Annotated in this window: 18 protein-coding genes; 12 read left to right on the top strand and 6 right to left on the bottom strand. The window is 69.5% G+C overall.

Going from position 1 to position 16,541, the window contains the following annotated elements:
* Positions 1–116: 116 nt before the first annotated feature.
* Positions 117–365: a hypothetical protein gene (locus tag NDI65_RS04665; RefSeq protein ID WP_089778911.1), complete on the bottom strand. Its 249-nt coding sequence runs from the start codon at positions 363–365 to the stop codon at positions 117–119.
* Between the two features lie 77 nt (positions 366–442).
* On the opposite strand from NDI65_RS04665, the gene NDI65_RS04660 reads away from it, so the two are divergent.
* A complete protein-coding gene (locus NDI65_RS04660) occupies positions 443–1,042 on the top strand; it encodes a J domain-containing protein (protein ID WP_089778908.1) in 600 nt (199 codons plus the stop codon).
* Between the two features lie 39 nt (positions 1,043–1,081).
* On the opposite strand, the gene NDI65_RS04655 is transcribed toward NDI65_RS04660, so the two are convergent.
* Entirely contained in the window at positions 1,082–1,861 is a 780-nt protein-coding gene (locus NDI65_RS04655; RefSeq protein ID WP_310893431.1) for a MarR family transcriptional regulator, read from the bottom strand.
* 130 nt (positions 1,862–1,991) lie between these two features.
* On the opposite strand from NDI65_RS04655, the gene NDI65_RS04650 reads away from it, so the two are divergent.
* A complete protein-coding gene (locus NDI65_RS04650; protein WP_089778904.1) occupies positions 1,992–2,684 on the top strand; it encodes a metallophosphoesterase in 693 nt (230 codons plus the stop codon).
* Between the two features lie 47 nt (positions 2,685–2,731).
* Here NDI65_RS04650 and NDI65_RS04645 read toward each other — a convergent pair whose 3' ends face one another.
* Positions 2,732–4,009 carry an NAD(P)/FAD-dependent oxidoreductase gene (locus tag NDI65_RS04645; RefSeq protein ID WP_089778902.1) on the bottom strand — a complete coding sequence of 426 codons (1,278 nt, stop codon included), beginning with the start codon at positions 4,007–4,009 and terminating at the stop codon, positions 2,732–2,734.
* Between the two features lie 94 nt (positions 4,010–4,103).
* Here NDI65_RS04645 and NDI65_RS04640 point away from each other — a divergent pair, with 94 nt between their 5' ends.
* From NDI65_RS04640 to NDI65_RS04625, 4 genes are all read left to right on the top strand, one after another.
* Positions 4,104–5,273, top strand: coding sequence for a threonine synthase (locus tag NDI65_RS04640; protein WP_310893430.1), 1,170 nt, complete (start codon positions 4,104–4,106; stop codon positions 5,271–5,273).
* 84 nt (positions 5,274–5,357) lie between these two features.
* The gene (locus NDI65_RS04635; RefSeq protein ID WP_089778898.1) at positions 5,358–6,053 is read left to right on the top strand and encodes a metal-dependent transcriptional regulator; all 696 of its coding nucleotides are present in this window, start codon (positions 5,358–5,360) and stop codon (positions 6,051–6,053) included.
* A complete protein-coding gene (locus NDI65_RS04630; RefSeq protein WP_089778896.1) occupies positions 6,050–6,751 on the top strand; it encodes a TMEM165/GDT1 family protein in 702 nt (233 codons plus the stop codon). The genes NDI65_RS04635 and NDI65_RS04630 overlap by 4 nt, the downstream gene beginning before the upstream one ends.
* Before the next feature lie 114 nt (positions 6,752–6,865).
* Positions 6,866–7,513, top strand: a complete 648-nt coding sequence (locus tag NDI65_RS04625; RefSeq protein ID WP_089779918.1) for a LysE family transporter — start codon at positions 6,866–6,868, stop codon at positions 7,511–7,513.
* Between the two features lie 27 nt (positions 7,514–7,540).
* On the opposite strand, the gene NDI65_RS04620 is transcribed toward NDI65_RS04625, so the two are convergent.
* Positions 7,541–8,413, bottom strand: coding sequence for an alpha/beta hydrolase (locus tag NDI65_RS04620; RefSeq protein WP_089778894.1), 873 nt, complete (start codon positions 8,411–8,413; stop codon positions 7,541–7,543).
* Between the two features lie 200 nt (positions 8,414–8,613).
* Here NDI65_RS04620 and NDI65_RS04615 point away from each other — a divergent pair, with 200 nt between their 5' ends.
* From NDI65_RS04615 to NDI65_RS04605, 3 genes are all read left to right on the top strand, one after another.
* Positions 8,614–9,660, top strand: coding sequence for an NAD(P)-dependent glycerol-1-phosphate dehydrogenase (locus tag NDI65_RS04615; protein ID WP_089778891.1), 1,047 nt, complete (start codon positions 8,614–8,616; stop codon positions 9,658–9,660).
* 91 nt (positions 9,661–9,751) lie between these two features.
* Complete coding sequence (locus tag NDI65_RS04610; protein ID WP_089778889.1) at positions 9,752–10,393, top strand: DUF420 domain-containing protein; 642 nt, start codon at positions 9,752–9,754, stop codon at positions 10,391–10,393.
* A gap of 105 nt (positions 10,394–10,498) precedes the next feature.
* The gene (locus NDI65_RS04605) at positions 10,499–11,557 is read left to right on the top strand and encodes a glycosyltransferase family 4 protein (RefSeq protein ID WP_089778887.1); all 1,059 of its coding nucleotides are present in this window, start codon (positions 10,499–10,501) and stop codon (positions 11,555–11,557) included.
* 96 nt (positions 11,558–11,653) lie between these two features.
* Here NDI65_RS04605 and NDI65_RS04600 read toward each other — a convergent pair whose 3' ends face one another.
* Both NDI65_RS04600 and NDI65_RS04595 read right to left on the bottom strand, forming a co-directional pair.
* Positions 11,654–12,277, bottom strand: coding sequence for a halocyanin domain-containing protein (locus tag NDI65_RS04600; RefSeq protein ID WP_089778884.1), 624 nt, complete (start codon positions 12,275–12,277; stop codon positions 11,654–11,656).
* 156 nt (positions 12,278–12,433) lie between these two features.
* Positions 12,434–13,480, bottom strand: coding sequence for a M42 family metallopeptidase (locus tag NDI65_RS04595; protein ID WP_310893429.1), 1,047 nt, complete (start codon positions 13,478–13,480; stop codon positions 12,434–12,436).
* Between the two features lie 152 nt (positions 13,481–13,632).
* Here NDI65_RS04595 and NDI65_RS04590 point away from each other — a divergent pair, with 152 nt between their 5' ends.
* From NDI65_RS04590 to NDI65_RS04580, 3 genes are read left to right on the top strand one after another with little or no spacing between them, the layout of a single operon-like run.
* Complete coding sequence (locus NDI65_RS04590) at positions 13,633–13,890, top strand: MTH865 family protein (RefSeq protein WP_004971185.1); 258 nt, start codon at positions 13,633–13,635, stop codon at positions 13,888–13,890.
* 13 nt (positions 13,891–13,903) lie between these two features.
* On the top strand, positions 13,904–14,626 hold the full coding sequence (locus NDI65_RS04585) for a hypothetical protein (protein ID WP_089778880.1): 723 nt from the start codon (positions 13,904–13,906) through the stop codon (positions 14,624–14,626).
* Positions 14,627–14,665: 39 nt separating this feature from the next.
* Positions 14,666–16,492 (top strand): S9 family peptidase, encoded by a 1,827-nt coding sequence (locus tag NDI65_RS04580; protein WP_089778879.1) that lies wholly within the window; start codon positions 14,666–14,668, stop codon positions 16,490–16,492.
* Positions 16,493–16,541: the final 49 nt, after the last annotated feature.

The following is a 16,541-nucleotide window of genomic DNA, read 5'->3' as shown; positions in this document are numbered from 1 at the left end:
TGATGTTCGTATGGTCCCGCACCCCGATAAAGAAGTTTGCGAACGAAACAAGTATGAATGAAAACTCACTCGAAGGCGAGTATGAAATTGCGGCGTCAGCGGGGAGACGGCCGCTCTCAGCCCTCTCGGCGTTTCCGGCCGTGTTCCTCGCACAGGACGTCGCCGGCGTCGGGGTCGAGGTAGAACGGCGACCCGGCTTCGACCGGCCTCCCGCAGACCGCACAGCCGTCGTCGTGCCGCAGGAAGTACTTCCCCTCCGCGCGGCCCGTCTCCAGCCGTCCGGCGGCGACGGCCGGTCGCGTCAGTCCCTCCCCGATTTGGGTGCGCTCCGCGCTGTCGGCCTCCTCGAAGCGAATCGGTCGCATACCGGCGCTTGGTGCTCCCGCGGCAAATCGCTACGGGCAGCGAGGGGTTCATAATCGCTCGCCACGTGACTTCTAGCGTGCTTCCGGAGTGGGTCTTTCTGCTCCCGCCGTGGCTCGTCGTCGGCCTCGCGGCGGGTGCGGTCGCCTCCGTCGTCGTCGCCGGCGTCTTCGTCGTCGGCAGTCGCGTGTTTCCGGAGCGGCGGGTCTCCCGCGGCCCCCGCGTCGACGGGACGGGTCGCCGCCGCGTCGAAATCCGCGACTACCTCACCGCCATCGGCGAGCGGTTCGTCGAGGACCGCCCGGTCCGCGGCGAGACCGTGGCGTTCTTCCTCCCCGACCGCGGCGTCGCCATCACGTTCGACGCGCAGGCGTTCTTCCGCCTCGAACGCGCCGGCGTCTACGCCGTCCTCTGCGAACACGAGATGCCCGGCGGCCAACTCGGCCGCCGCCTCCCCTTCGACGTGCCGGACATCGAACCCGAACTGGCCGACCTCGACGACCCCGTGTCGGCCGCCTTCGACCGCCTCGACCTCCCCGCGAACGCCTCCTCTGAGGCCGTTCAGGACGCCTACCGAGCGCGGGTGAAAGACGTGCACCCCGACCACGGCGGGGACCGAGAGCGGTTCCGCGAGCTACGGGAGGCGTACACGATGGCGCGGGAACACGCCGAGGGCTGAGTGGCGAGTTCGACTTGAAAAATCGAGACCGGCGCGGAGCTACGGCTCCGTCACTTCGAACAGCACGCCCGCGTCGCGGAGCGCGTCGGTCACGCGCCCGGCGGCGTCCGTGCTGGCGACGACCGCGGCGTCGAGGCCGCGGGCCGCGGCGTCGGCGGCGACCTCGCCCGGCGCGAACCACGTTTTGACCTCGACCTCCGCGTGGCGGCAGGCGACGACGGCCTCGACGCCCGCGGCGACGACGATGTCCGCCTCGTCGCACGCCGCGGCGAGCGCGTCCGAATCGACCGCGTCGTCCTCGGCGACCCGTGCGGGCGGCACCTGCAGGACGCGGACCGAGCCGGGTTCCATCTCGATGACGCCCTCGAAGCCGGTGACGCTGGCCGCGTCGCCCGCCTCGGCGTCGGTGGTGGCGACGCCGATGGCCGGCCCGTCGTCGCCGGGCGTGGCGTGGAGCAGCCCCTCGCGGAGCGATAGCGTCACGGTGTCGCCGGCCGCCACGTCGTCGGTGACGATTGCGGCGTCCTCGTTGACGCTCTCCAGCACGTCGTCGGTGACGTGTTCGGCGAACCGCTGGAGGGCGCGCGCCTCCTGAAACAGCCAGTCGACGCCCTCTTTCGTCACGCGGTAGCGCGACCGGCCCTGCTTGTCGACGAGCCCGTCTTCGACGAGGTCGCGGATGTACTCGGAGACCGCCTGACTCGTCACCCCGACCGCCTCGGCAATCTCGCCCTGACTCACCGCCGGCTGTCGGTCGGCTATCTCGGCGAGGATGCGAAAGCGGGTCGCGGTGCGCTTGTCCTCCAGTGCGCCGCTCATGTGCCGAACGTGGGACGCACCGATTAAAAAGGCCCCTGCTCCACCACGGAGTTCGACCGCCCTCTCGGGAGCCTTCGGTGCGACGCGCGCCTTCGGTGGAGACTTGTCTTCGACGCCCCTCCCCTCGGTCGTGACACGCGTCTCCGTCCGCGAGCGCGCCGTCTTCCTCCCCGACGCCGACGCGCTCGTCCTCGCGGACCTGCACGTCGGCCGAGCGGACGCCTCGGCGGTCGACTTCCCGCTCGGCGAGGGGACCGACCTCGCCGAGCGCCTGCGAGCCTCCTGCGCCGAGTTCGCCCCCCGCGAGGTCGTCTTCGCCGGCGACGTGCTCCACCGGTTCGACCGCGTCTCCGAGCGCCACGTCGCGGCCCTCGAAACCCTCGCGGAGACGTGCGACGACGCCGGTGCCGACCCGGTGTTCGTCGCCGGCAACCACGACACGATGCTCGCCGAGGTCTGGTCGGGCGACGTGCACGACGAGTACCGCCTCGCCGACGGGACGCTCGTCTGCCACGGCCACCGTGAACCGGACGGCGACGCCGACCGCTACGTCGTCGGCCACGACCACCCGACGCTCGCCGTCGAGGGTCGGCGGCGGCCCTGCGTCCTCTACGGTCCCGACGCCTACCGCGGCGGCGACGTGCTGATGCTCCCGGCGTTCACCCGCCTCGCCGCGGGCGTCGAAATCAACGGGATGCGGACGACCGACTTCGACTCGCCGCTGGTCACCGACGCGGGTCGTTTCCGACCGCTCGTCCGCGACGCTGAGGCGGGCGAGACCCTCACGTTCCCGCCGCTGGGGAAGCTTCGACGGTTGCTCTGAGGAGCCGAGGCGGGCGGCGAGTGGAAAAACGTCGGCGAAGCGCGCAGTTACGAGAGGTCGTCGCGGACGGCGTCGGCCGCCTCTTTCCCGCTCCGCATCGCGCCCTGAATCGACGACCACGCGGTGTAGTCGCCGGCGAGGTACGTCCGGCCGGGCGCGTCGCGGGCGTCGGGCAGGGACTCGTGGACGCCCGGCGGTTGCGCGAACTGCGCGAAGGAGATGTAGTCGGTGTGGAGCAGTTCGAGGTCGTCGAAGTAGCGCTCTGGGTACCACGCTTCGAGCGTCCGGCGGGTCTTCTCGAACAGTTCCTCTTCGGACTCGTCCTGTGCGGCCGCGCCGAGGAACGTGGCGTTCAGGAGTTCCGTCCCCGGCGGGGCGTACTCCGGCGCGACGGTCGACAGCGGGACGACCGTGTTGGGGTCGGGGCTCGGCGCGTTGAGCATGATGCGCTTGCCCGCGTCGAGGCCGCTCCCGCTCGGGAGCGTGTAGTACTGGGTGACACAGCCGTGGGCCTCGGTCGGGATGGACCCGACGCCCGTCAGCCGGCGCGCCTCCTTGGGGTCGGTGGCGACGACGACCGCGTCGGCTTCGAGCGATTCGTCGCCGGTGGTGACGACCGCGCCGTCGCCGTCGGACTGGACCGACTCGACGCGCTCGCCGAGGCGGAGGGTCGCGCCCTCGTCGCGGGCGGCGTCGGCGAGTTGCTCGGGGACCGCCCGCATGCCCGCCGCGGGGACCGCGGTGCTCCCCGTCGAGAGCATCTTGAAGGTGTACTCGAACACCCGCTTCGACGACGAGAGCGAGCGGTCGAGCGTGATGCCGCCGTAGAAGGGCGCGACGAAGTGCTCGATGTAGTCCTCCGAAAAGCCCCAGTCGCGGAGGTACGACCGGATGCTCCGGTCCGCCGAGGCGAAGATGTCCGCCTCGCCGCGGGTGCTCACGTCCTGTCTGAGCGCCAGCGTCCGGAGCTTGTCGCTCGTCGTCACCTCGGGGTTGCGGACAGACTCGAACAGGCCGCCGATGTCGCGGAGGGGGTCCGACAGCACCGCCCGTCGGCTCGGCCGGCAGATGGTCGCGCCGGGCGTGAACCGCCGGAGGTCCAGCGCGTCGAGGTCGAGTTCCCGCCGGACGGCGGGGTAGTCGGTGAAGAGGACCTGAAACCCGCGGTCGAGCGTGAAGCCGTCTTTCGTCCGGGTTCGGACCCGCCCGCCGACGCCGTCGCGCCGCTCCACGACGGTCACGTCGGCCCCGTCGGCGGCGAGGTGTCGCGCGGCGACGAGGCCCGCGAGGCCCGCGCCGACGACCGCGATGTGGCTATCGTCCATACCTCGTCTCTCGGACGGGCGACACAAAGCCGCTACGGGTGGCGGCCATCGACCGACGGGAAGGGCTTAGTCCCTCCCCCCGTAACCCCCGGCCATGCAGACGTCCGACAGCTTCTCCGGGCTGGTGTGCACCGAGACCGGCGACGAGTACGACGCGGACGCGACCGGCGCGAGCGACGCCGACGCGCCGCTCGACCCCGCCTACGACCTCGACGCGGTCGAGTGGGACGCCGAGACGCTCGCCGAGCGCCCCTTCGACACGATGTGGCGCTACCGCGAACTGCTCCCCTTCGCGGAGCCGGTGACGGCCAATGAGGGCGCGACGCCGCTCGTCTCGGCCGACGCGCTCGGCGAGGAGGCGGAAGTCGGGTCGCTTCTCATCAAAGACGAGGGTCGCAACCCGACCGGGACGTTCCTCGACCGCGGCTTCTCGCTCGCCGTCACCGCGGCGCGCGAGGCCGACGCCGAGGTCGTCGCGCACGCCTCGCCCGGCAACGGCGCGCAGTCGGCGGCCTCCTACGCGGGCCTCGTGGACGCCCGCTCCTACGGCTTCGTCCCCTCGCGGACGCCGTTCCCGAACAAGGCCATGGTGAACGTCCACGGCGGCCAGATGAAGGTCGTCGGCGGGCGCTACCCCGACGCGCTCTCGGCGCTCCACGAACAGCTCAAAAGCGACTGGTACACGCTCCAGGAGTTCGACAACCCCTACCGCCACGACGGCGCGAAGACCGTCGCCTACGAGGTGGCGGAGCGACTCGACTGGTCGGTCCCCGACTGGGTCGTCGTCCCCGTCTCGACCGGCGAACTCGCCTACGGCGTCTACAAGGGCTTTTCCGACCTCGTCGAACTCGGATTAGTCGAGTCGGTTCCCAAGCTCGTCGCGGCGCAGTCGGTCGGCTGTTCGCCGGTCGCCACCGCGTGGGAGGCCGACAGCGACGCCCACGAGGCGTGGAACCAGCCGGACACCATCGTCGGCGAACTGGAGATTCCCGACCCCGCCGGCGGGTCGCTCGCGCTCCGCGCCGTCCGCGAGTCCGGCGGCGCGGCCGTCGCCGTCAGCGACGACGACGCGCTCGAATCCGCCGTCACCGCCGCCCAGACCGCCGGCGTCGAGGTCGGCCCCGCGGGCGGCGTCGCGCTCGCCGGCGCGTGGGAACTCGCCGACGAGTTCGACGAGGACGACACGGTCGTCGTCGTCAACACCGAGTCCGGGACGAAGAACGCCGACATCCTCCGCAGCCACCTGATGGGACAGGGCGTCTGAGCCCGCGTCGGCCGACTGGTTCCCCGTTCGAACGTCCACGTTACCTCCATCAGACTTTTCCTTTAGACGCATCTAATCCGTGGTATGTTGAGCGACGTGATGGAGGACTATCTGAAGGCAATCTACACGCTCCAGATGGAGCAGGGACCGCCGGTTTCGACCTCCGACATCGCGGAGTATCTCGGAAAGACGCCGCCGACCGTGACGAGCATGGTCGGCAAGCTCGAAGAGCGCGGGCTGGTCGACCGCGAGAAGTACAAGGGCGTCGAGCTGACCACCGAGGGCGAGACCGTCGCGCTCGAAGTGCTCCGACACCACCGCCTCCTTGAGGCGTACCTCACGGAACACCTCGACTACTCGTGGAGCGAGGTCCACGACGAGGCCGACGCGCTCGAACACCACATCAGCGAGGAGTTCGAAAAGCGGGTCGCGGCCGCCCTCGGCGAGCCGGAGGTCGACCCCCACGGCGACCCCATCCCGAGCGCCGACCTCACGCCGCCGGACTCCTCGGAGCTGTCGGCGCTGTCGGACTGCGAGGTGGGCGACCGCCTCGTCGTCGCCCGCGTCAGCGACCGCGACCCCGCGGAGTTGGAGTATCTCTCCGAGGCGGGCGTCACGCCCGGCACGACCATCGAGGTGACCGACGTCGCCCCGTTCGGGATGGTGACCGTGCGCGTCGGCGACGGCGGCCGCGAGCAGAGCCTCCCGGAGTCGGTGGCCCGAACGATTCGCGTCCGACCGCCCGACGAGCCGAGTAACGAGGAGGTGTCGCCCGCGTGACCGGCTGGTGGGAGATTCTCGTCGTCGCCCTCGTCTCCCAACTCGCGGTCCTGCCGGGCGAGAAGGTCCAGTTCATCATCGCGGGCCTGTCGACCCGCTTCGACCCGAAGGTCGTCGTCGCGGCCGCGGGCTCGGCGTTCGCCATCTGGACGGCCCTCGAAATCGTGCTCGGGCAGGCGCTCAAGAGCGCGCTCCCGCCGGCCGCGCTCGACGCCATCACGGCCGTCCTGTTCGCCACGTTCGCGGTGTTGCTCTACCGATCTGCGCCCGACGCGGCCGCGGGGAGCGAGGCCGCGACCACCGACGGCGGCGTCTCCGCGTTCGACGACGCGCCGACCGTGCTCGGCCGCGAACTGTCGACGCAGGGCTTCGGCGGCTTCCTGCCCATCTTCGCCATGATGGCCGTGGGCGAGTTCGGCGACAAGACCCAGCTCGTCACCATCGGGCTGGCCGTGCAGTACGGCGCGACCTCGGCCATCTGGGCGGGCGAGATGCTCGCCATCATCCCGGTGAGCATCGCCAACGCGTACTTCTTCCACCGCTTTTCGGGCCGGTTCGACACGCGAAAAGCGTACCTCGGGGCGGCCGCCCTGTTCGCCTTCTTCGCCGCCGACACCCTCCTCTACATCGCCACCGACTTTTCGGTCTGGGAGACGCTCGTCGGCGCTGTCAGCGACGCGGTCCTCGGGCTGTTCTGACGCGGCCTCTGGGCGGTCTACTCCCCCACGCCGTCGCTTCCGCGCCATTTTTCACGGCATCGCGCCCAAGAGAGAGCCATGTCTACCCTTCTGCCGTCCCTGGGTGCCGGGTTGGTGTTCGGCCTGGCGCTCGCCGCGCCGCCCGGCCCGATGAACGCCGTCATCGCCGAGGAGAGCGTCATCCGCGGGTGGACCGCGGGCGCTCGCGCCGGCCTCGGCGCGATGAGCGCCGACGCGCTCTTCTTCGTCCTCGCGGCGCTCGGCCTCGTCGCGTTCGTCAAGCAGTTCCCGACGGTGCAGGCCGTCATGGTCGGCGCGGGCGGCGTCCTCATGCTCTACTTCGCCTACGGCGCGGCACAGGAGATGGACACCACGTTCCGCGAGGCCGCCGACCCCGACGAGGACAGCGCCGGCTTCACGAAGGCGTTCGTGCTCGCGCTGACGAACCCCTACCAGATTCTGTTCTGGCTCACCATCGGCGTCGGCCTGCTGGAGACCGGGACCGTCGACGTGCTCGCCCACACGCCGTATCTCGGGGCGTCGCTGGCGAACCTCCTCGTCGTGGAGACGGGAAGCCCGGCGCTCATCCTCGGCTTCTTCGGCGGCATCGCGGTCTGGGTGACCGGCTTCCCCGCGGCGCTCGTCGCGGCCGAACAGCGCGTCGACTCCTTCGCGCCGGCCGTCGCCGCCGTCAGCGCCGTCGTCCTCGGGGGCTTCGGCGTCGTCTTCATCTGGGACGCGGTGCGGTCGCTCGTGCTCTGACGCACGAAAAAATGAGTTTCTGAGTCGCTACATGTCGCCGACGATGTCGTCGGCAATCGTGTTCAGGTAGTTGCTGTGGTCGTCGCCGACCTGCCCCTCCACGTCGTGGTCGGTGTAGTTCGCCGGCGGCGTGTCGCCGTCTTCGAGTCCCGTCTCGCCGAGCGCCTGATCGAACTCGATGGCGTTGTACACCCACTGGAGCACGTCGTCGGCCTCGTTGTAGTAGTTGTGAACGCGGCCGGTCCGGTCGCGGATGGCCTCGTAGGTCGCGCGTCCCTCTTCCTCACCGGGGACCTCGTTGTCGGTCGCGGCCCCGAACGAGTGAACGGTGGCCACCTCGTAGCCCGGGTCGGTCCAGTCGCTTCGGCCGTCGAGGCTGCGGAGCGCGCTGAAGACCACCTGCGCGCCGAGCGAGTGGCTGGCGAACCGGAGGGTCGCGTCCGGGCAGGCCGCCTTGAGGTCGACGGCGAACTGCGCGAGCTTGCGGCCGTTCCCTTGGGCGATGTCCTGCGATTCGCCCCAGCCGAAGTCCAGGCCACCGCCCTTGCCGTTGTCCCACGTGTAGCCGACGAGCGTCCCGCCGTAGCCGGCGTCGGCGAGTTCGGCGTCGGCCAACGCTATCTTGTCGAGGGCGGCCGCCTCGGGGTCGTCGCCGTCCTTGTCCCAGCCGTGGACGAACACGGTCAGGTCTGCGGCGCACCCGGCGTCGACACCGGGCACGTCGCCGGAGGTGTCGTAGCCGCGGGCGGCGTGGCCGGACGCGAGCGAGCCGTCGTCGTCGAAGTGGTCGCGCGTCGAGACGTGGGGGACCGACGCGGCGGCCGCGGGGCCGCTTCCGACGACCGCGAGTCCGGAGAGCGCTGCTGCTGTCGTCGCGAGAAACTGCCGTCTGTGTGCCATGGATTTCCTACCCGAACGCCTTCGGGCACCTTTTGTGCGGGCCGGAATGTGATAAATCAAACTACGGTTCGATACGTTGAGATACTGTCTCACTGGGTTCCGAAACCGCCGCACAGCATCCCCGTCGTGGCGGGCGAGACGGTTCAGTTTCGTCCGCCGAGACGAGAAACACTATGAACCGCCGTGGCCGATTTCCGGGTATGTTCGATAAATCGACGTGGATTAAGCTCCCGAGGAACGTGCTTCAGGGCCACGGCGTGCTTGACGACCTCTCGGCCGCGGTCGACGAGCTGTACCTCTCTGGCGACCCGTTTCTCGTCACGAGTCCGTCGCCCGACCGAATCGCCGGCGACCGGGTCCGCGAGCAGTTCGACGGTATCTCCTCGGTCTCCCTCGACCGCGCGAGCTTCGAGTCGGTCGAGCGCGTCGTCGACGCGGCCCGCGAGGCCGACGCGGGCTACCTCATCGCCCTCGGCGGCGGCAAGCCCATCGACGTGGCGAAGATGGCCTCCGACCGCCTCGACTGCGGCTTCATCTCGGTCCCGACGGCGGCGAGCCACGACGGCATCGTCTCCGGGCGGTCGTCGATACCCGAGGGCGACACCCGCCACTCGGTCGCCGCGGACCCGCCGCTCGCGGTCGTCGCCGACACGGAACTGCTCGCGGAGGCCCCGTGGGAGCTCACGACCGCCGGCTGCGCCGACATCATCTCGAACTACACCGCGGTCAAAGACTGGGAGCTCGCCCACCGCCTGAAGAACGTCGAGTACTCCGAGTACGCGGGCGCGCTCTCGCAGATGACCGCCGAGATGCTCGTCGGCAGCGCCGACTCCATCAAACCGGGGCTCGAAGAGTCCGCCTGGATAGTGACGAAGGCGCTCGTCTCCTCGGGGGTCGCCATGTCAATCGCCGGCTCCTCGCGGCCCGCCTCGGGCGCGGAGCATCTCTTTTCGCACCAGCTCGACCGAATCGCCCCCGGCCGCGCCCTCCACGGCCACCAGGTCGGCGTCGGCTCCATCATGACCGAGTACTTCCACAGCGGCGCGCGCGGCGAGTGGACCGACATCCGCGACGCCCTGTCGACGATGGGCGCGCCGACGACCGCCGACGAACTCGGCATCGACGGCGAGACGATTATCGAGGCGCTCACGACCGCCCACGAGATACGCGACCGCTACACCATTCTCGGCAACGGCGTCAGCGAGGAGGCGGCCATCGAGGCCGCGACCATCACGGGCGTCATCTGACTCGGTCGGTCGCTCCGCGAGCGGGGGGTCCGCCCCTCGAAGCCCGTCCGGAACCCGAAGACGGAATACGCCGTCTTCCCAACCCCCGGCCATGGCAACTGCGAGCGCAGACAACCCCCTGAAGGAACACCCCGCGGCCGCGACCGCCGTCCTCTCGGTCGTCGGGTACGCCCTCGTCATCGGGACGTTCCTCGGCGTCGTCCCCGGGAGGGTCTTTCCCGACCTGTCGCTCCCACAGGTGAACCTCCTCTCGGACGCCATCGCCGTCGTGAACACGGTGAACGTCCTCGTCATCGCGGCGGGCTGGCGCTGGATTCGCCGCAACGAGGTCCGCAAGCACGCGGCCGCGATGGTCACGTCGTTCGGCCTCATCCTCGTCTTCCTCGTGATGTACCTCGCGAAAATCGGCGGCGGCGGCACCAAGGAGTTCGTCGGCCCCGCGTTCGCGTACTACCCGTACCTGGCGATGCTGGCGATTCACATCATCCTCTCTATCGTCTCGGTGCCGGTCGTCCTCTACGCGCTCATCCTCGGGATAACCCACTCCGAGCGCGAACTGCGGACCGAGACGCCCCACCGCAAAGTCGGCCGCATCGCGGCGAGCGCGTGGCTCGTGTCCCTCGCGCTCGGCGTCGTGACGTACCTGCTTCTCAACCACGTCTATAGCTGGGAGTACACGGTCACCGCCGTCGAGTCCGCGGGCGCGCTCCTCGCGCCCGTCGTCGGGGTCTGAGGCGCGTCGCAGCGTCTCGCTTCCCCCCCGCGGCGCTCCGGCTCCCGGTCGCGTCGCGTCCTCGAAAACTGTGGATTTTTATTGCGCGGCGTAGTGGCGGCGAATATGCGAGTCGCGCTCGTCTCGATGTACACGACGCACCACGAGGAGACGGGAGCGACCAGACGGCTCCGACGGACGGCCGAACTCCTCGCCGAGCGCGACCACGAGGTCACGGTGCTCTGTGCGAGGTGGTGGGACGGCGAGGTCGTCGAGTTCAAGCAGGACGGGGTGACCTATCACCGCGTGACCGACGCGCCCTCCGTCGGCGGCTTCGCCTCCCGCGTCCCCTTCGCCCTCCGCGAAGTCTCCCCCGACGTGATTCAGGTCGCGAGCTACCCGCCGTCGCACGTCACGGCGGTCAGGACCGCGGCGCGGTTCCTCCGGACGCCGGTCGTCGCCGACTGGTGGGCCCGCGACGACCGCGGCGGCTCGCGGGCCTACCGGCGGGCGGCGAAGGCCCCGAACGCCGTCTTGGTCCCCTCGGAGATGGTCCGCACGGAGGTCCGCGAACTCGGCGCGGCGGTCGACTCCACCCACCTCGTCCCCGAACCCATCAGCATGGACCTCGTCCGGAGCGCCGACGCCGAGGAGCGCGCGGACGTGGTGTACGCCCGCGACCTCGACGAGCACGCGAACGTCGAGAGCTTCCTCCTCGCGCTCGCGGAGCTCCGCGACAAGGACTGGTCCGCCGTCGTCATCGGCGACGGTCCCGAGCGCTCGACGGCCGAACAGACCGCCCGCGACCTCCGCATCGACGACCGCGTCGAGTTCCTCGGCGAACTCCCCGCGGACGAGGCGGTGCCCATCATGAAGGGCGCGCACGTCTTCGCGCAGACCGCGACGGTCGAGCCGTTCGCGACGAACCTGCTGTGGGCGCTCGCCTGCGGCTGTGTCTCCATCGTCGAGTATCAGGCCCGGTCGTCGGCCCACGAACTCGTCGAGGGGCGCGAGCGCGGGTCGCTCGTCACGAGCCCCCAAGAGCTGGCGGACGAAATCGTCGCCGCCCGCAGGTACGACCACGAGACGGTCGACGACGACTTCGCCGCCTACGACTTCCGGCGGGTCATCGAGCAGTACGTGTCGGTCTACGAGACCGAGCGCGACGACTACGGCTTCTTCTGAGTCGGCCATCGCGCCGGCGGCTGTCGCGGCGGCGACCGAACTCGGGCGAGCGCGGCCGCTCGCAACTGGTGAAAATCGAGAGGCGCGACGGCCGCGTCAGTCCTGGACGTCGTAGTCGCCGCCGTACTTCATGAAGAAGTACGCGAGGCCGAGCGTCGCGACCATCGCGAACGTCGTGGCCACGCCGAGGGACTTCGCGCTGTCGGGGACCTGCGGGAGGCTCGACCCGCCGCCGCCGCCGGTGCTGACGGTCGGCACGTCGCTGCCGACGGCGACCGCGCCGAGCATGCCGAGCGCCTCGTGGGGCACGCAGTGGTACTTCGTGATGCCCGCGTCGCCCTCTTCGAAGGTGTATTCGTAAGTGCTCCCGGCCTCGGAGACGGCCGCGCCGGAGTCGAGCGACGCGCCCTCGCTCGCGACGACGTTGTGGCCGCCGCCCTCGCCGGTCCACTCCCACGTCACGGTCGTTCCGGTGTCTATCCAGACGCCGGCGGGGGAGAACGCGAGGTTCCCGCCGTTACCTTCCGCGCCCACTTCGATGGTGACCTCGCTTTGGCCGCGGAGGTCTTCGTAGCCTCCGTCGATACCGTCGATGTGGCCGCCGAAATCTGGTTCTTCCGTCTGCGCCGCGGCCGTTCCGGAAGTGGCGGCGACCGCCGCGCCGCCAGCGGCCGCCCCGAGGAACGCCCGCCGAGACATATCCACGTTGCCGTCGGTCATGTCCGCCGCTTGGTGTGGGCCTGTAGTGAATACTTTGGTTCTCGTCCGACGGTCGGGGGTGCCGCGCCTCGATATAGGGGGATATCTCCCCGATGTCGGCCGCGCCGCCGTCGGCGTCGTTCGCGTCTGCGCCGGGAGGTCGCCGACAGGGACCGCCTACAGCGTGTAGTCGAACTCGCCCGTCTCGCTCTCCAAGAACGCCGTCAGGAGGTCGATGTAGGCGACCACGTCGTCCTCGTGGACGCTCTCGGTGACGGTGTGGAGATAGCGCGTCGGCATCGAAATCGCGCCGACGGGCTTCGCGCCGTAGGTGTTCTGGAAGCCGCCGGTGTCGGTGCCGCCCGCGGGGAGCAGTTCCATCTGGTAGGCGATGTCGTTGTCCTCGGCCACGCGCCGGAGGCGGCGGTGGACCTTCGGGTTGGCGATGGCGCTTGAGTCCTTGAGCTTGATGCCCGCGCCCTCGCCGAGTTTCGTGACGTGGTCGGCGGGGTCGAAGCCGGGCACGTCGTTGGCGACGGTGGTGTCGAGGCCGAGCGCGAGGTCGGGGTCGAGGTCGACGCCGAGCGCCTGCGCGCCGCGGAGGCCGACTTCCTCCTGGACCGTCGCGGCGAAGTGAATCGTCACCTCGGGGTTCTCGACCCGCCGGGCGGCCTCCAGCATGGCGAACAGGCAGACGCGGTCGTCGATGGCCTTGCCCGTCACGTGGTTGCTCATGCGGACGGTCGTCTGTTCCATCGTCACGAGGTCGCCGACGGAGACGGTCTCCTCGACGGTCTCGGCGGGCAGGCCGAGGTCGACGTACACGTCCTCGACTTTCGGCTCCTTCTTTTTCTGTTCTTCAGTCAGCGTGTGCGGGGGGACCGAGCCGATGACGCCGGTGAGGTCCTCGTCTTCGGCGTGGACGGTCACGCGCTGGGCCTTCAGGACGCGGGGGTCCCAGCCGCCGAGGGCGTCGAGCTGCAGGAAGCCCTCGTCGTTGACGTGGCGGACCATGAAGCCGATTTCGTCCATGTGGGCGGCGACGGCGACCTCGTAGTCTCCCTCGCCCTCGATGGTGCCGACGACGTTACCCATCGCGTCGACCCGGACGGAGTCGGTCGTCGATTCGAGGTCCTCGCGGACGAGCGCGCGGATTCGGTCCTCGTAGCCCGGGACGCCGCTGGTCTCGGTGAGCTGTTTCAGGCGGTCGAAGTCGAAGTCCATGCGAGTGCATGAATTGCCGGTGTAGATAAGTCCACCAGTCCCGGGCGGTCGTGCCGACACCGCGACCGCCCGCCGCGCCGTCTCGTAAGAACTATAAATATGATCTTTGTTTTTCCGGAACCCTTTTCCACTTCTCTCCGAAGGTACACAGTATGTCCGACACCGAATCTCAGCTCCGCGAGCAGTTCATGGACGCGTTCGAAAACGCCGATTTCCCCGTGAAGAACCAGATGTCGCTCGTCCCCGCGCTCCCGAACGGTCCGGGCACGAAGTTCAAGACGGACGAGGTGACCGTCACGGCGATGGAGCTGGCCGCGAAGCTCGGCAAGCATCAGGACTTCCCGTACGAGGACGCCGAGAGCCTCGTCGACGACATCATCGCCGGCCTCAAGGCCGAAGGCGTCATCTGAGTTCGGCCGTCGCGTGACCGAGACCAAACGCGCGCTCTGGGACCGCTTCGTCGACCGCTTCGTCGACGCCGCGGACCCGATTTCACTTTTCGAGACGACCGCCGACGGGACCGTCGAGACCATCGCGTACGGTCGCTCCGGCCGGCGGACGCTCCGCCGCGGCGAACGCATGGAGCGCCGGCTCCGCGAGGCCGGCGGCCGCGTCGTCGCCGACTACGACCGCCGCGAGGGTCGCTACGAGGGCCTCGTCTACATGATGTACACCCTCGACGGCGACGAGGTCGTCCCCCGGTACCTCGGCAAGTGCGGGAAGTTCGGCGCGTCCGGCACCGACCTCAACAGCAACCTGAAGAACGTCGACACCAACGACGGCAAGCTCGCGCGCTGGGGCTACGGGAACTACTACCACTTCGGCGATCTCTCGTCGGCCGCCTTCCGCGACGACGGGTCGGGGAAGTACGACCGCTGGCTGGACGCGCTGTTCGCTTCGACCGACCCGCCGCGGCTCCGCGAGCCGGTGTACTTCTGGGTCGAACCGTGGGCGGTCGGCACCGAGGGGCCGTACCCCGACACGCGGCCGTACCTCGAAGAACTGGAGTACCAGCTCATCGGCATCGCCTTCGAACTGTACCCCGAGCGCCTGCTCAACACCGAGGGCGTGCCGACGAACCCCGAGGCCTACGCGAAGATGCGCGGCTGGACCGACCGCGAGGACGCGCGGCTTTCGGACTTCTGACACCCAAACCGATTTCTCGTCGCCGGGGCAATTCGAGGTATGCGAACGTACGACATCGAGCGCTACCTGAACATCAGGAGCGCCTACGGCGCGTCCTTCTCGGCCGACGGCGAGCGCCTGTCGTTCCTCATGGACACGACGGGCGTCCCGCAGGTCTGGACGGTCGATTCGCCCGGCGCGTGGCCCGAACAGCGGACGTTCTACGAGGAGCGCGTCACCTTCGCCTCGTGGTCGCCCGAGCGCCCCGAAGTCGCCTTCGGCATGGACAACGGCGGCAACGAGCGCGCGCAGCTGTTCCGACTCGAACCCGACACCGGCGTCATCGAGAACCTGACCGAACACCCCGACGCCAAGCACCTCTGGGGCGGCTGGAGCCGCGACGGCGAGCGGTTCGCGTTCACCTCGAACCGCCGCGACAACGCCGTCTTCGACGTGTACGTGCAGGCTCGGGACGGGACCGGCACCGACGCCGAACTCGTCCACGAGGGCGACGGCTGGCTCACCGTCGGCGGCTTCTCGCCCGACGACTCGAAGCTCATCGTCCAGGAGGCGTACTCGAACTTCGACCAGGACGTGTCCGTTCTCGACCTCGCGACGGGCGAGCTGACCCACCTCACGCCGCATCAGGGGACGGTTCGCTTCCAGAGCCCCGAGTGGGGCCCCGACGGCGAGAACGTCTACATGGTGACCGACCGCGGGAGCGACACGCTCGAACTCGTCCGCTACGAGCTCGCCTCCGGCGAGTTCACGACCGTCGAGACCGGCGGCGACCACGAACTGGAGGGAATCAGCATCGACCACGATTCGCGTCGACTCGTCTACTCGCGGAACGTCGAGGGCTACACGGAACTCACCTTCGGCGAACTCACCGCCCCCGACCGCATCGACGCGCTCCCCCAGCCCGACCTGCCGAACGGCGTCGCCGGCGGCGTCTCGTTCTCGCCGGACGGCGAGCGCGCCGCGGTCACCGTCACCGCCAGCGCCGACACCGCCAACGTCTACGTGGTCGAGTTGGCCACGGGCGACGCCGAGCGGTGGACGCTCGCGGCGACGGCGGGCATCCCCCGCGACACGTTCGTCCCGCCCGAACTCGTCCGCTACCCGACGTTCGACGGCCGCGACATCCCGGCGTTCTTCACGCTCCCCGAGGAGTCGCCGGAGGGCGAGACGCCCGTCATCGTGGACATCCACGGCGGCCCCGAGTCCCAGCGCCGGCCGTCGTTCTCGTCGGTCAAGCAGTACTTCCTCTCGCGGGGCTACGCCTACTTCGAGCCGAACGTCCGCGGGTCGGCGGGCTACGGGAAGGCCTACGGCCACCTCGACGACGTGGAAAAGCGGATGGACTCCGTCGCGGACATCGAGGCCGCCGTCGAGTGGCTCCACGACCACCCGGCGGTCGACCCGGACGAAATCGTCGCCATGGGCGGTTCGTACGGCGGGTTCATGGTGCTCGCGGCGCTGACCGAGTACCCCGACCTCTGGGCCGCCGGCGTCGACATCGTCGGCATCGCCAACTTCGTGACGTTCCTCGAAAACACGGGCGACTGGCGGCGCGAACTCCGCGAGGCCGAGTACGGCTCGCTCGAAGACGACCGCGAGTTCCTCGAATCCATCTCGCCGCTCAACAACGTCGAGAAGATTCGCGCGCCGCTTTTCGTTCTCCACGGCGAGAACGACCCGCGGGTGCCGGTCAGCGAGGCCCACCAACTCGTCGAGGAGGCGAGAGAACACGCCCACGTCCGCGAACTCATCTTCGACGACGAGGGCCACGGCTTTACCAAACTGGAGAACCGCATCGAGGCGTACTCTCAGATAGCCGATTTCCTCGACGAGTACGTCCGGAGCGCGCCCGCCGCGGACGACTGAGCCGGACCTGCCTTATTTTCCGTTAGAGTCAAAGCGCGGGACGCCGAAC

The organism is Haloferax sp. S2CR25 (genome assembly GCF_031624535.1).
Lineage (GTDB): Archaea > Halobacteriota > Halobacteria > Halobacteriales > Haloferacaceae > Haloferax > Haloferax massiliensis.
The sequence above is the reverse complement of the archived record's forward strand: the minus strand, read 5'-3'. Positions and strand labels throughout refer to the sequence as shown.

Bases quoted from the DNA above. Each gene is read 5' to 3' on its own strand.
- NDI65_RS04665 (WP_089778911.1), bottom strand. From the start codon at position 365: ATGCGACCGATTCGCTTCGAGGAGGCCGACAGCGCGGAGCGCACCCAA.
- NDI65_RS04655 (WP_310893431.1), bottom strand. From the start codon at position 1,861: ATGAGCGGCGCACTGGAGGACAAGCGCACCGCGACCCGCTTTCGCATC.
- NDI65_RS04645 (WP_089778902.1), bottom strand. From the start codon at position 4,009: ATGGACGATAGCCACATCGCGGTCGTCGGCGCGGGCCTCGCGGGCCTC.
- NDI65_RS04640 (WP_310893430.1), top strand. From the start codon at position 4,104: ATGCAGACGTCCGACAGCTTCTCCGGGCTGGTGTGCACCGAGACCGGC.
- NDI65_RS04635 (WP_089778898.1), top strand. From the start codon at position 5,358: ATGTTGAGCGACGTGATGGAGGACTATCTGAAGGCAATCTACACGCTC.
- NDI65_RS04620 (WP_089778894.1), bottom strand. From the start codon at position 8,413: ATGGCACACAGACGGCAGTTTCTCGCGACGACAGCAGCAGCGCTCTCC.
- NDI65_RS04615 (WP_089778891.1), top strand. From the start codon at position 8,614: ATGTTCGATAAATCGACGTGGATTAAGCTCCCGAGGAACGTGCTTCAG.
- NDI65_RS04610 (WP_089778889.1), top strand. From the start codon at position 9,752: ATGGCAACTGCGAGCGCAGACAACCCCCTGAAGGAACACCCCGCGGCC.
- NDI65_RS04605 (WP_089778887.1), top strand. From the start codon at position 10,499: ATGCGAGTCGCGCTCGTCTCGATGTACACGACGCACCACGAGGAGACG.
- NDI65_RS04600 (WP_089778884.1), bottom strand. From the start codon at position 12,277: ATGACCGACGGCAACGTGGATATGTCTCGGCGGGCGTTCCTCGGGGCG.
- NDI65_RS04595 (WP_310893429.1), bottom strand. From the start codon at position 13,480: ATGGACTTCGACTTCGACCGCCTGAAACAGCTCACCGAGACCAGCGGC.
- NDI65_RS04590 (WP_004971185.1), top strand. From the start codon at position 13,633: ATGTCCGACACCGAATCTCAGCTCCGCGAGCAGTTCATGGACGCGTTC.
- NDI65_RS04580 (WP_089778879.1), top strand. From the start codon at position 14,666: ATGCGAACGTACGACATCGAGCGCTACCTGAACATCAGGAGCGCCTAC.